The organism is Haladaptatus sp. CMAA 1909, assembly GCF_043952005.1.
GTDB lineage: Archaea > Halobacteriota > Halobacteria > Halobacteriales > Haladaptataceae > Haladaptatus.
This window is the reverse complement of sequence record NZ_JBIOAV010000001.1, coordinates 426506-438997: the sequence shown is the minus strand read 5'-3', so window position 1 is coordinate 438997 and position 12492 is coordinate 426506. Positions and strand designations below refer to the sequence as shown.

Below are 12492 nucleotides of genomic sequence, written 5' to 3'. Positions count from 1 at the left end.
TTCGTTCTTCCACGCCTTCTTTTTACGCTTCCTCGTCACTCTCATCCTACGCTTCTTCGTCACTCTCATCCTACGCATCCTCGTCCTCCTCATCCCAGTACCCCACCTCGGCGGTAAGCGGGAAGTAACCGCCCAAGGTTCTCCCGGCGTGGTCACCCGGTGCCGACCCCGCGAAGACACCGATCTTCCCCGAATCGGGATACACCGAGACGTCCGGGTTGCGCATGGTCGAAAAACAGAGGTACCGAAGCGCCCCCTCGGAGTCGTTGACGACTCGTCGGGCGTACCGTTCCCCGACCGGAAGCGCGACGTAATCGCCCGCTTCGAGGTCCAGTTCGCCGGCCTCGGTTCGAAGCGTTCCCGCTCCATCGAGGACGAAAATCGCCTCTTCGTTACCGGTGTGGTAGTGATACGGCCACGATTTTTTGCCCGGCGGAAGTTCGTAAAGACTGCATCCCAGCCGTTCGCCGCCGGCCATCCCTCCGAGTTGTTTCCGCCGAATCGCAAAATCGGAGCCGTGTGATTCTTCGTCCCAGTCGAGGTTCGACTCGCTGATGATTCGCGGTCGCTCGTCGTTCATATCGTGACAGTCACCGACCGGAACGAAGAGCGTTCCGGTGATGTGAAATTTCCGTCAAGAACCTCAGTTTCCCCCTTCCGCGTCGGCGAGCTTTTCGATTTCGCCTTTGACGCTCACGGCGTCGAAGTCGTGGTCCGGGCGCATGTTCACGAAGTCGAGGAACTCGCGGGCGGCGAGGAGTTCCTCGGACGAGTAATGCTCCCGGGCGGCCACCACCGCGTCACGGGCACCGATGAGCGGCGTGAGCGACGCCAGCGCACAGGCGAGGTCGTACGACCGCGCTTCGTCGATTCGCTCCTCGTTTACGCTCGTCGCGTCGATGAAGTATATCTCCTCGTCGGCGACGAGGATGTTTTCGCCGCGCAGGTCGCCGTGCGCTAGATTGTTCTCGTGCATTCGAGACAGCGCCGCGAAGAGGTTCGTGGCGTACGCACGCACCTCCGCTTCGGGCATCTGCTCGAACGTCTCGAAGTCCGGGAGGTACTCCATCACCAGTACGCCGAGGTTGTCGTACTCGAACGACTCTATCGGTGCCGGGACGTTCAGCCCGATTTCGCGCATCTTCCGTGTGGCTTCGAGTTCGTGTTCGGCCATCTCGTCCGGTCCGGCGAAGTGTTCGAAAAAGCCCTCGGTGCCGCTACTGAACGCACCGAGGTTTCGAACACTGGTGAACAACGCGTGGACGAGTGAGTTCTGATCGGTGGTTATCTTGACGAACCACTCGTCGTCCACGACGCACGGCGTCGAGAGCCAGTTGTCGGCGTCGATGAACTCGACGCGAACCTCCTCGCGATCGTATCGTTCCGCGATTTCTCGAATGACCGCCTCGATACGCGGCCACTCTATCGTGCCGCGAACCAGTCGCCGAATACCCATCGAAGGTTGGTTAGTCTCCCCTATTGATAAAGACTCTCGCTGGCGAGGATAGTTCAGTTAGCGGATGGTGATTTCGGAGTTCGCGAGTGAGACGAGCGGAGGCTTGCAACGGCGTTGCTGCTGCGGTGTCCTCGTGAGCGAAGCGAACGAGGGCTCGCGACAACGGAGTTGTTGCGGTGGTCCCGTGAACGGAGTGAGCGGGACCTCGAAGCAACGTACGTTGCTTCGGTGTCTTCAGGAGCAGAGCGACTGAAGGCTCGCCATGTCGAAGACATGGCGGTGTCTTTATAGCGAAACCCGCGCAAAAATTGCACATGGATTTCAACCTTCCCGGCGAACACAAGATGGTGCGGGACACCGTTCGGGAGTTCTGCGACGAGGAGATAGAGCCGATCGCGCAGGAGATAGAGACCGAACACCGATTCCCCGCGGAGATTTTCGACGAACTCGCCGACCTCGACATGATGGGCGTTCCCATCACCGAGGAGTACGGCGGATTGGGTGGCGACCAGTTGATGTACGCCCTCGTCACCGAGGAATTGGGCCGGGTGTCCGGGTCCATCGGTCTCTCGTATGCTGCACACATCTCGCTGGCGTCGAAACCCATCGAGATGTTCGGCACGGAAGAACAGAAGGAGAGGTGGCTCACGCCGCTCGCGGAGGGAGAGTATCTCGGTTCGTGGGCGCTCACGGAACCGGGTTCCGGATCCGACGCCAGCGACATGGACACCACCGCGGTGAAGGAGGGTGACGAGTGGGTTCTCGACGGCACGAAGCAGTTCATCACCAACGCCAGCGAGGCGGGAAGCGTCCTCGTGAAAGCCGTCACCGACTCCGACGCGGGCTACGGCGGCATCTCGACGTTCATCGTCGACCCCGAGGAGGACGACGGGTTCGAGGTCACGACCATATGGGACAAGATGGGACTCAACGCCTCGCCGACCTGTGAAATCCAGTTCACCGACTGCCGGATTCCGGAGGACCGCCTGCTCGGCGAGGAAGGCGACGGTTGGGAGCAGACGAAGAAAACACTCGACGGGGGGCGCATCTCCATCGCCGCACTCTCGACCGGAATCGCGCAAGGTGCCTACGAAGCGGCCCACCGATACAGTCTGGAGCGCGAGCAGTTCGGCAAGCCCATCTCGAAGTTCGACGCCATCCGCAACAAAATCGTGGACATGGACCGCAAAATCGAGCGCTCGCGCCTGCTGACCCACAAGGCGGCGTGCAAGTACGACGAAGGTTACTCCGTCTCCCACGAGAGCGCGCTGGCGAAACTCGACGCCAGCGAATCGGCACGGAAAGTCTCCGAGGACGCCGTGCAGGTTCTCGGCGGATACGGGTACACCGAAGACTTCGCCCCGCAGCGGTTCCTGCGGGACGCCAAACTGATGGAAATCGGCGAAGGGACCAGCGAGATTCAGCATTTGGTTATCGGGCGCGAACTGGGACTGTAAGCCGAGAAACAAATCTTCGTCGGGAGCTGTTTTATCCTCTCACAAGAATCCCGACGTGAGCATCTACCAGACGCCAACGACGAGAATGATGAGCGAGAGCACTCGCTGCATCATGATGCGAGTGTTACTGAATTCGATGTTACCTTTCGCACCGTATCGCATTCGCATCTGGTATCGTGCCATCGTACGCAGTTTCAAGAGATGTCGTCAGTACGTCGGACTCTCTTCTTGCTCCCCGTCGCGCTTGTTGACCACGCGGGCAAAAACGAACAGCGCGTCGGAGAGTCGATTCAGGTAGGTAACGGCATCCTCGTTGATGCCCTCCTCGCTCGCCAGCGCGACTGCGCGGCGCTCGGCGCGGCGGCAGACGGCGCGGGCGTGGTGGAGGTTCGCCCCCGCTTCGCTTCCGCCGGGAAGGATGAAGGAGGTGAGCGGGTCCAACTCCTCGTCGTAGGCGTCCATCCACGATTCGAGGAGGTCGGCGTGTTCTCCGGTTACTTGCGGGTCGTCCTCGTCCGGGTCCGGGTTGGCGAAGTCGGCCTGCACGATGTGAAGGTGATTTTGGATTTCGCGGAGGTTCTCGTCCACGTCGTCGTGACCCGTCGGTCGGCAGCGTCCGATGAGGGCGTTCACCTCGTCCACCGTTCCGTAGGCTTCGATTCGCGGACTGGCCTTCGAGACGCGAGACATGTTTTGTAGGTCGGTCTGCCCCGAATCGCCGCGTCCTGTGTAGATTTTCATGCGAGTGAGTTCTCCATTTTTATTCGAGCGACTGCTGCACGTATTCGACGATCTTGTCGCTCTCGGCCATCGTGACCCCCGAATCCTGGTTCACGAGGACCGGGACGCCGCGTTGACCGCTAACGCGTTTGACCTCGTTCCGCTCGGAGTGGAGCGCTTCGACCCACTCCGTCTCGTATTCGATGTCGGCGTCGTCGAGCGCGTCGTGGACTTTTTCGCAGTACGGACACCCGTCGAGTGAGTAGAGGGTTATCGAACTCATACACGAGCAATGGGACGCGAGCGTAAAGTAAGCTACCGTCCCGGAACGGCTAGCTGCCGTCTACCGTCCTGGGATGGTTGCCGTTGCGGGGTAGTGGATACCTCTTTGCGTTCTCGCGTCGTACGCTCCTCGATGGTGGGGAACGACGTCGCGGAATTCGATTCGCTTCGAAGTCGACCGGAAACCGAACAGAGCTACGGAATCACCGAGGAGGCCGGAATGCTCTCGTGGACGTTCGTACGCGAGCAGATGGCGAGCGACGAGTACTACTGGATCTGTACGACGCGACCGAACGGCCATCCACACGCCCGTCCAGTGTGGGGCGTCTGGGTCGATGACACGCTTCACTGTGGCGGCGGAGAGCGTACCCGCTGGGTTCGAAACTTGCAGGTCGATTCCAGAGTCGTCGTCCATCGAGAGAGTGGCGAAGCGGTCGTCATCATCGAAGGTGCCGCAGAGCGCGTCACCGACACAGACCTCCAAGAACGACTCGATTCCGCCTACCAAGGAAAGTACGGAATTCACCACGAAACGCCCTTCTTCGCGGTGCGCCCGGAAACCGTCTTCGCGTGGAATGACTACCCGAACGATGCGACGAGATGGCAGTTCGAGTAATGCCGAAACGGTCTGATTCAGAGAAATCTGTCTGACACCCCATGTTGCCGCTGTAAGATCGGGGTAGAGGAGTTGAAGGCGGAGGAATCATCGAATGGTGTTGGCAAGCGTGTTTTTGAATCCAGAGAGAAATGTTTGCCAGTCGTCATATGGTTGAAACGGATGGTAAAATGATGACGAAGGAACATAATCAACGATAATTCGAAGACGAACGATTGATACACCTATGTCGAAGCAGTAGAATTAAATATCCGATCCGTTAACTGCTCCATAGGAGAGTCGCAAACCAACGATAGCGACTCGGTCGCGTCTTGATTCCAGTAGAAGTCCCCATTGCTCGTAAGGACGCTTTCGACGTTCAGCATCGGAAAAACGGAGTTTTCTTCGTCGAATTCCCCGACACACGGTTCCGCATACCCCACTACATTTTACCGTTATCCTATTTTCGCCCACGTCCCATCTCCGCTTCATCCCCACTTCAGCTCTACTTCGTCTCCACTCTCGTCCCAGCTACTCTTCCCCCAACCCCATCTTCACCCTCCTTTCCCCTCCACCACACCCCCAACTTACAACGGCAACCCGGAGTGTCCCAACTACAAAATCAAATCCACACGTATTTAAACGACGCTGACCGTTACAACGGCAACACGGTGTCCGTTCGACGCCATTCGACTGACGTTACAGCGGCAATCCGGTGTCGTTACAACGGCAATGAGGTGTCAGAAAACGGTGTTAGAGATCCCCTATCGTTTGTTTCTTATATTTACAACGGCATTGTGGAGGTAGTTTTATATGGCCCCTCCCGACATACGTGTCTATAGATGTCCGAGTCAGTGGATTATTTTGGCGACGATACGGCTATCTTCAACGATAAGGAACTCTTGCAGGTCTCACACCTCCCCGACGGCGACCGAATCATCGGACGGGAAGACGAACTCCGACGGCTCGGAACGGCGCTTCGACCAGCACTGAACGGCAACACCCCGAACAACATCTTTCTCTACGGGAAAACCGGCACCGGAAAGTCCCTCTGTACGAAGTTCATCAGCCGTCAGATGATGCAGCGTGCCGGTCGGAACGACGTCAACGCCGGGTTCGCCTACATCGATTGTCTACAGGATTCGACGGAAACACAAGTCGTCCAATCCATCGCCGCCCAACTCAACGACGAGGAGCGAAGCGGTACGACCATCCCGGAGCAGGGAATCAGCACCTCGATGTACTACAACCGACTGTGGACGGTCCTCGAACAGATGTACGACGTCGCCATCATCATCCTCGACGAGGTGGACAAACTCGAAGGAATCGGCGACAAAAGCGGTGACACCGCCGGGGACAACCTCCTGATGAACCTCTCGCGCGCGAACGAGGCCGGAAAAATCGACGAGTGTAACCTCGGTGTCATCGGCATCTCGAACAAGATCCGGTACAAAGACGAGTTGAACGAGCGCGTGAAGAGCAGCCTCTGTGAGCGTGATTACGTCTTCCCGCCGTACGACGCGACGCAACTCCGAGAAATCCTCGAATCACGGCGCGACGCCTTCGTGGACGGCGTTCTCGAAACCGACGTGATTCCGAAGGTCGCCGCGCTGGCAGCACGCGAACACGGCGACGCCCGCAAGGCGATAGACGTGCTTCGGTTCGCGGGCGAAGTCGCAGAGGAGGAGCGAAAATCCGTCGTTCGAGACGAACACGTCGACGTCGCACAGGACCGCGAAGGGGCGAACCGCATCTCAGAACTCATCTCCAAGCAACCACCGCACGCGCGCTACGTGCTGCTCGCGCTCGCCTCGCGGGTCCAACAGTCGAACGAGGAGGACCCCGAGATTCCGAACAAAGTCGTCCAGCACTCCTACCACCAAATCTGCGAACAGATGGACTCCGAACCCCTGAAGGAACGACGTGTTAGGGATTTGCTCACCGAATTGGAGTTTCTCGACCTCATCAAACAGGACCAGCGAGGGCGCGGAAGGGGAAAGGGAAAGCACACGGTCAACAGCCTGTACGACGAGCCAAAACTAGTCATTCAAGCGTGCCAGAACGACTTTTGAGACACAGCAACCGGCAGAGAGCCGAGAACCGAAGAGAGCGGCCCAGCGAGTGACCCGGCGACTTTCCGAAGAGGGAGCACCAGTCCCCAGCGAGTGTGATCGGAGCTTCACCAAACCCGTTTTCATTCCCCATCCTGATTTCGTATCGCAACATGTAGTTTATTTCCCAAAATCCCGTCGGATACCCAGCCACGCTTTGATGCTTTCTCGGGTCGAACAGCCAACATGACCCGCGCCCAGGAGTTAGTCGAGTACCTCGCGGGGGTCGAATCGCTCGCGGTCGTTTGCCACGATAACCCCGACCCGGATTGTATCGCTAGCGCGCTCGCGCTCTCGGTCATCGCCGAATCCGTCGGTGTGGAAAACGTGGAACTGTTCTACGGGGGAGCGATCTCCCACCAACAGAACCGAGCGTTCGTCAACCTCCTTCACGTCGAGTTGGACCATCTCGATACGTTCGACCCCGAGGAGTTCGAACGTGTCGCGTTCGTCGACCATTCGACACCTGCGGGCCACACGGAGCTCGACTCGGTAAAACCGGACATCATCATCGACCATCACTCCACGGAGGAACCATCGGCCGAATTCGTAGACGTACGCAAGGATTACGGCGCGACAGCGACCATTCTCGTCGAATATCTACAGGATCTCGGCATCGAGGTGAACGTCCAACTCGGGTCGGCGTTGTTGTTCGCGCTCCATCGCGAACGGATCGACTTCATTCGTAATCCGACGCCACACGATTACGAGGCCGCACTCTACGTCTGCCGGCACGCCGACCTCGAACTGCTGGAAGAGCTGTACGGCGCGGCGTTTTCCCCGGCGACGGTGGACGCCATCGGCGAGGCGATTCGAAACCGCGTCCAGCGGGGGGCGACGCTCGCCACCTCGGCCGGGCGAACGACCGAACGCGACGCGCTCGCGCAGGCGGCCGACTACCTCCTGAACGTCGAAGGCGTGGATACGGTGCTCGTCTTTGGCGTCGTCAACGGGTCCGTGGAGATGAGTGCGCGGTCCATCGACCCCCGGGTTCACGCGGGCAACGTCCTCCGACAGGCGTTCGGCGACGTCGGAAGCGCGGGGGGACACGCCGATATGGCCGGTGCACAGATTCCGCTCGGTCTGTTCGCCGACGCGGACGCCGACGACGAGGAACTCGTTCAGTTCGCGTCCCGGCGCGTGTTACACCGGTTTTTCGACTCGCTCCATCTCGAACGAGGCGAGGAGTAGCCGGGAGAAACCAGTATCTTCAACTTCGTCAGACACGGAGAGACAGACATGAGTCTCGAAATTCAACACGAATGCCCCGATTGCGAGGGCGAACAGACGTTTTGGCGCAGTGCGAGTACGAATCTCCACCTCGGTGAGAAGACGAAGTGGCAGTGCTCCGAATGTGATTACGCACTGGTTCGAATCAACGGCGACATCGACTCCGCGTCGGCATAACCTCGATTTTCGGCTTCTTCCGTCCGTTTTATCACTCAGTGACCACGTTTCACCGCTCAGTGACGACGCTCCCTGTCGCGCCGCACACCTACATAAATCAAATTCAGATATGTGAAATACGGTATCGCGTGATAGTGATACAGTTTCGGAGGATGGACTGTTTCAACGGTTGTTTCACGCAGACAGTGGTGTCCTCGTTTTTTGATGCAACCAGCAGGCCAAAATTTGGACGTATTATAACAACTCGGTGGTAAGCTGCTTAATCTTCGTTAGCAATGACGACGAATTGGAGCTGTTCCGAAAGCTGTTCGGACTGCCACTCTACTTCGGTATCCTCAGCGTCGGTGTCGGTCGGATTCGCGTCGATAACCGCTTTAATCGCGTAGATCGCAGCTCCTCTGGAATGGGCGTCAACGTGCGCAGTTGCGATAGCGTGCCCAGCAGCACGAGCGGCTTCACGGGTAGCAGTGTCCGTAGCTTCACGAGCTGCTGCGTGGGTTTCACGGGAAATATCTACGGCCTCACCCACTGTCACTTCACCGCGCGTCCATGCACGGGCCGCTTCGATCGCCTTCCGAGGACGGGGGTCGTCCGGACGCTCCTTCTCGAAGTGATGTAGAACATGCTCAGCACAATCAGCTGCCCAGAGGGCCAGGGCTTTCTGCGTTTCTTCGTCCACGCTATTGTACCCATCCCACTCGGGGCCCATTTTCCAACGCTCGGGTAATGCCATACTCGCTGGTGGAGTCGCCGAATTATAAGAACATACTCCAATCATGACACGCACTTACCGTACTCACGTTCCCGAAACATCTCCGATGACCTGAAATTCCGTAGATGCCCGAAAAAGGGTTCGTTACCGCTCACAGACGACGGACGCGTCATACCGTGCGACCTGCGTTCCGTTGTCGTGGAGTTCGACGTGCAGTCGCCCGGCGAACGGAGCGGTTCCGACGGGGCGGCCGAACCCGCTCACGTTCTCCCCGGCGAATACCGATGACTGCACGTCGAACAGTCGGTTCCCGTCCAACGTCACGTCGAGTTTCGAGACGTTCGTGTCCGAACGCCACTGCGTCGAGATGATGACTTCCCGCTCGCTACCGTGTATCGTCGGCCGAACGTCGATGAGGGCACCCTCCTTCGTTTCGTTCGTGACGGCACAGGCTTCCGACTGAAGTGTCGTCGTAGTCTGGGTGGTGCTAGATTGAGTGGTGCTAGATTCTTCTATCGCGGTGCCTGTCGTAGTTTGATCAGGAGTAGGGTGGGTCGACGTCGTCATCGTCGTTGCCGAATCGAACATCGAACCGTTACATCCAGCGAGGAACAGGTGGAGGACGAGAAGAGCGGTTTCAGGATTTGTTTCACCTCTCGGCAGAGGTAGAAATGAACGATATGTGTTGTGATACGAAACGACGTCGAGCGGATTAATCGTCCAGCGCGTGCCACGAAAGCCGCAGGTTCCGTGCCGCGCTCGCTTGGTCGATACGCTTTGCAGCCGTCGTTTGCGGTGCTGCTTCGAGCGTCTCGTCGTCCTCCTCGATGACGGCGTTGAACGCGTCGGCGAGTTCGTCCAGCGTCTTTCGATTCTCGATTTCCGTCGGTTCGGTCATCAGGGCCTCGGAAACGATTTCGGGCCACTTCGTCGTCGGCGGGTGGACGCCGTAATCGAGCATCCGTTTGGCCACGTCGGCCGCGTCCTGGTCGCCTGCGCTGGCGACGAACTCGTGGTGGAAGGGCGAGAACGGGACCTCGTAGTCGATTTGGGAGGCGAGGTAGTTCGCGTTGAGAACGGCTTTCGCGCTGGCGTCCGAGAGGCCTTCGTCGCCCAGTCGGGCGATGTAGGCGTATGCCTTGACCAACACGAGCCAGTTGCCCGTGAAACCGTGAACCTTGCCGATGGTGCGTTCGGGGTCGAATCGCTCGTACGTTCCGTTCGTCTTTTCGACCCGCGGGGCGGGCAGGAACTCGGCCAGTTTCTCGCCGACGCCGATGGGGCCGGCACCGGGGCCGCCGCCGCCGTGCGGCGTGGCGAACGTCTTGTGGACGTTGTAGTGCATGATGTCGAAGCCCATGTCGCCGGGTCGGGCGCGGCCGAGGAGGGCGTTCAGGTTCGCGCCGTCGTAGTAGAGCAGGCCGCCCGCACCGTGGACGATCTCCGCGATTTGCTCGATGTCGCGCTCGAACAGGCCGAGCGTGTTCGGGTTGGTGAGCATGAACAGCGCCGTGCTGTCGCCGGTCGCCGCTTCGAGCGCTTCGATATCGACGCGGCCGTCGTCCGCGCTGGGAAGTTCGACCACGTCGTACCCACCGAGCGCCGCGCTGGCGGGGTTGGTTCCGTGAGCGCTGTCGGGGACGATGATTTCCGTCCGCTGGTCGCCCTGTCCGTTCGCCTCGTGGAAGGCCTTCGCGACGAGGATTCCGGTGAACTCGCCCGCCGCTCCCGCGGGGGGTTGGAGGCTGACCGCGTCCATTCCGCCGATTCGGCCGAGGTAGTCCTGCAAGCCGTACAGGAGTTCGAGGGTTCCCTGGACGCTCCCCTCCGAACGGTCGGGGTGGACGCTCGCACCGGGGAGCGCCGCCACGTCCTCGGTGAACTTCGGGTTGTACTTCATCGTACAGGAACCGAGCGGGTACGGGCCGCTGTCGATGCCGTAGTTCATCTGGCTCAGTCGGGTGTAGTGGCGGGCCAACTCGGGTTCGGACAGTTCGGGCAGATCGAGGCTATCACGGGTCAACTCGTCGGGGAGCGACGACTCGATTTCGACCTCTTTTCCGTCCTTCTCGGACAGGAGCGGTTCGTACAGGTCCTCGTCGTCGTGTTCCCACTTCGCTTGCGTGTATTGCATTACTTCGCCACCTCCGCGAACAGCGTGACGAACTCGCCGACGGCGTGTTCGTTCACGTCGGTCACACAGACCTGTACTTCGTGTTCGCCGACCTCGTGGACCGCGAAGCCGCGTTCCTCCAAGTCGGCGACGATGGGCGGCGCGGGTTGGTCGGTGTGGGCGACGAACTCGCGGAAATGGTGGCGGTCGTTCACCGGCGCTTGCACGCCACTGATGTCGTCGAGTCGCTCGGCGAGGTCGTCGGCCAGCGTGACGCATTTCTCGGCCAACTCGACCAACCCGGACGACCCGAGATACGCGATGTGCATCGCGGTTCGGAGGGCGACCCACGCCTGATTCGTGCAGATGTTCGATGTCGCACGTTCCCGGCGGATGTGCTGTTCGCGCGTCTGGAGGGTGAGGGTGTAGGCGCGGTTGCCTCGCGCTTCGGAGGCGTCGCCGCCTTCGTCCCGTTGCGCCGTCGGCGCAACGCTTTCTTCACTGACGCCGACGAGCCGCCCCGGAACCTGCCGGACGAACTCCTCGCGGGTGGCGAACAGGCCGAGTCCCATCCCGTAACTCGTCGGCAGGCCGAGCGTCGCGGCGTCGCCGACGACCACGTCGGCACCCACCGCGGCGGGTTCCTGCAATAGCGCGAGCGCGACGGGGTCGGTACCGAGACAGAACAGGGCGTCGTTCTCGTGTGCGAGGGCACCGATATCCGTGAGGTTCTCCTCGATGGTCCCGCGCGTCGTCGGGTTCTCGGCGTAGACGAGAACCGTCTCCTCGTCTATCGATTCGGCGAGCGAGTCGAGATCCACGTTCCCGTCGTCCATCGCGTACTCGTCCACGATGAGTCCCGGCCCGTCGGTGTAGTTTTCGAGGACGCTCCGTCGTTCGGGGAGGAGCGAATCGGGAACGAGAACACGGTTCCCGCTGGTCTGCCGCACGCGTGCAGCGAGGAGTGCCGATTCTGCCAGCGCCGTCGCGTGGTCATACATCGAGGCGTTGGCGATCTCGAGGCCGGTCAGCTCGACCAGCATCGACTGGTACTCGAACAGCGCCTGCAGGAATCCCTGCGTGACCTCGGGTTGGTACTGGGTGTACGAGGTTAGGAATTCCGACCTGTCGGCGAGGTGGTCGACCAGCGAGGGGACGTAGTGGCTGTAGTGGCCGCGCCCCAGAAATTCCGTCAGATTACGGTTCTCGCCGAGCGTTCGCTGCAACTCGCGGTATGTCGCCTGTTCGGTACGTTTTTCGATGTCGAACTCGCCGTCGAAACGGACCGAGTCCGGGATGTCGAACAGTTCTTCTTCGCTTTCGACCCCAACCGCGTCGAGCATCGCGGCAGTCTCCTCGGCCGTGTGCGGTGCGTACGGGCTTCCCGTACTCGCGTTGCCTCCGGTCATTGATTCCGGCTAGGGAGCGCACCCTTTTAATATGCGAGGAAAGCGACCGCGCGAGTTGCACGATTGTGTATACATTCGTACTGTCGTCGCCGTGGAAGGCGGTAAAGTATGCACGGAAACGCAAACGAAGGGGGAATCTTCCCGGTCAGTCATTCGGATTCTATCGCGGGCAACGACGACGTCCGACCGTCCGCGGTCGCTCGGCTATCGTCGTGACGTCGGGCGAAAAA

Annotated in this window: 13 protein-coding genes; 5 read left to right on the top strand and 8 right to left on the bottom strand. The window is 59.8% G+C overall.

All coding sequences use genetic code 11. The features are described 5' to 3' along the window. Positions 1-70: 70 nt before the first annotated feature. Both ACGYLY_RS02410 and ACGYLY_RS02405 read right to left on the bottom strand, forming a co-directional pair. Complete coding sequence (locus tag ACGYLY_RS02410; RefSeq protein WP_395283149.1) at positions 71-580, bottom strand: cupin domain-containing protein; 510 nt, start codon at positions 578-580, stop codon at positions 71-73. A gap of 63 nt (positions 581-643) precedes the next feature. Then, positions 644-1456 carry a lipopolysaccharide core heptose(II) kinase RfaY gene (locus ACGYLY_RS02405; protein WP_395283150.1) on the bottom strand — a complete coding sequence of 271 codons (813 nt, stop codon included), beginning with the start codon at positions 1454-1456 and terminating at the stop codon, positions 644-646. Positions 1457-1770: 314 nt separating this feature from the next. On the opposite strand from ACGYLY_RS02405, the gene ACGYLY_RS02400 reads away from it, so the two are divergent. Then, positions 1771-2913 carry an acyl-CoA dehydrogenase family protein gene (locus ACGYLY_RS02400; protein ID WP_395283151.1) on the top strand — a complete coding sequence of 381 codons (1143 nt, stop codon included), beginning with the start codon at positions 1771-1773 and terminating at the stop codon, positions 2911-2913. A gap of 207 nt (positions 2914-3120) precedes the next feature. On the opposite strand, the gene ACGYLY_RS02395 is transcribed toward ACGYLY_RS02400, so the two are convergent. Both ACGYLY_RS02395 and ACGYLY_RS02390 read right to left on the bottom strand, forming a co-directional pair. After that, the gene (locus tag ACGYLY_RS02395) at positions 3121-3654 is read right to left on the bottom strand and encodes a cob(I)yrinic acid a,c-diamide adenosyltransferase (protein ID WP_395283152.1); all 534 of its coding nucleotides are present in this window, start codon (positions 3652-3654) and stop codon (positions 3121-3123) included. A gap of 19 nt (positions 3655-3673) precedes the next feature. Continuing rightward, on the bottom strand, positions 3674-3916 hold the full coding sequence (locus tag ACGYLY_RS02390; RefSeq protein WP_395283153.1) for a glutaredoxin family protein: 243 nt from the start codon (positions 3914-3916) through the stop codon (positions 3674-3676). Positions 3917-4048: 132 nt separating this feature from the next. On the opposite strand from ACGYLY_RS02390, the gene ACGYLY_RS02385 reads away from it, so the two are divergent. The 4 genes from ACGYLY_RS02385 to ACGYLY_RS02370 all read left to right on the top strand — a co-directional run bounded on the left by ACGYLY_RS02385 (position 4049) and on the right by ACGYLY_RS02370 (position 8028). Beyond that, positions 4049-4531 (top strand): pyridoxamine 5'-phosphate oxidase family protein, encoded by a 483-nt coding sequence (locus ACGYLY_RS02385; protein WP_395283154.1) that lies wholly within the window; start codon positions 4049-4051, stop codon positions 4529-4531. A gap of 821 nt (positions 4532-5352) precedes the next feature. Continuing rightward, a complete protein-coding gene (locus ACGYLY_RS02380; RefSeq protein ID WP_395283155.1) occupies positions 5353-6582 on the top strand; it encodes a Cdc6/Cdc18 family protein in 1230 nt (409 codons plus the stop codon). Positions 6583-6807: 225 nt separating this feature from the next. After that, positions 6808-7812 (top strand): bifunctional oligoribonuclease/PAP phosphatase NrnA, encoded by a 1005-nt coding sequence (locus ACGYLY_RS02375; RefSeq protein WP_395283156.1) that lies wholly within the window; start codon positions 6808-6810, stop codon positions 7810-7812. Between the two features lie 48 nt (positions 7813-7860). Then, the gene (locus ACGYLY_RS02370) at positions 7861-8028 is read left to right on the top strand and encodes a hypothetical protein (protein ID WP_395283157.1); all 168 of its coding nucleotides are present in this window, start codon (positions 7861-7863) and stop codon (positions 8026-8028) included. Between the two features lie 259 nt (positions 8029-8287). Here the strand turns inward: ACGYLY_RS02370 and ACGYLY_RS02365 are convergent, their stop codons facing one another. The 4 genes from ACGYLY_RS02365 to gcvPA form a co-directional block, all read right to left on the bottom strand. After that, entirely contained in the window at positions 8288-8761 is a 474-nt protein-coding gene (locus ACGYLY_RS02365; protein WP_395283158.1) for a putative immunity protein, read from the bottom strand. A gap of 123 nt (positions 8762-8884) precedes the next feature. Further along, positions 8885-9328: a hypothetical protein gene (locus tag ACGYLY_RS02360; RefSeq protein WP_395283159.1), complete on the bottom strand. Its 444-nt coding sequence runs from the start codon at positions 9326-9328 to the stop codon at positions 8885-8887. Positions 9329-9452: 124 nt separating this feature from the next. After that, on the bottom strand, positions 9453-10874 hold the full coding sequence (gene gcvPB, locus ACGYLY_RS02355) for an aminomethyl-transferring glycine dehydrogenase subunit GcvPB (protein ID WP_395283160.1): 1422 nt from the start codon (positions 10872-10874) through the stop codon (positions 9453-9455). Further along, positions 10874-12262: an aminomethyl-transferring glycine dehydrogenase subunit GcvPA gene (gene gcvPA / locus ACGYLY_RS02350; RefSeq protein ID WP_395283161.1), complete on the bottom strand. Its 1389-nt coding sequence runs from the start codon at positions 12260-12262 to the stop codon at positions 10874-10876. Before gcvPA ends, gcvPB begins: the two co-directional genes overlap by 1 nt. Positions 12263-12492: the final 230 nt, after the last annotated feature.

Excerpts from the sequence above, each read along its gene's own strand:
- ACGYLY_RS02410 (WP_395283149.1), bottom strand. The coding sequence starts at position 580 with ATGAACGACGAGCGACCGCGAATCATCAGCGAGTCGAACCTCGACTGG.
- ACGYLY_RS02405 (WP_395283150.1), bottom strand. The coding sequence starts at position 1,456 with ATGGGTATTCGGCGACTGGTTCGCGGCACGATAGAGTGGCCGCGTATC.
- ACGYLY_RS02400 (WP_395283151.1), top strand. The coding sequence starts at position 1,771 with ATGGATTTCAACCTTCCCGGCGAACACAAGATGGTGCGGGACACCGTT.
- ACGYLY_RS02395 (WP_395283152.1), bottom strand. The coding sequence starts at position 3,654 with ATGAAAATCTACACAGGACGCGGCGATTCGGGGCAGACCGACCTACAA.
- ACGYLY_RS02390 (WP_395283153.1), bottom strand. The coding sequence starts at position 3,916 with ATGAGTTCGATAACCCTCTACTCACTCGACGGGTGTCCGTACTGCGAA.
- ACGYLY_RS02385 (WP_395283154.1), top strand. The coding sequence starts at position 4,049 with ATGGTGGGGAACGACGTCGCGGAATTCGATTCGCTTCGAAGTCGACCG.
- ACGYLY_RS02380 (WP_395283155.1), top strand. The coding sequence starts at position 5,353 with ATGTCCGAGTCAGTGGATTATTTTGGCGACGATACGGCTATCTTCAAC.
- ACGYLY_RS02375 (WP_395283156.1), top strand. The coding sequence starts at position 6,808 with ATGACCCGCGCCCAGGAGTTAGTCGAGTACCTCGCGGGGGTCGAATCG.
- ACGYLY_RS02370 (WP_395283157.1), top strand. The coding sequence starts at position 7,861 with ATGAGTCTCGAAATTCAACACGAATGCCCCGATTGCGAGGGCGAACAG.
- ACGYLY_RS02365 (WP_395283158.1), bottom strand. The coding sequence starts at position 8,761 with ATGGCATTACCCGAGCGTTGGAAAATGGGCCCCGAGTGGGATGGGTAC.
- ACGYLY_RS02360 (WP_395283159.1), bottom strand. The coding sequence starts at position 9,328 with ATGTTCGATTCGGCAACGACGATGACGACGTCGACCCACCCTACTCCT.
- gcvPB (WP_395283160.1), bottom strand. The coding sequence starts at position 10,874 with ATGCAATACACGCAAGCGAAGTGGGAACACGACGACGAGGACCTGTAC.
- gcvPA (WP_395283161.1), bottom strand. The coding sequence starts at position 12,262 with ATGACCGGAGGCAACGCGAGTACGGGAAGCCCGTACGCACCGCACACG.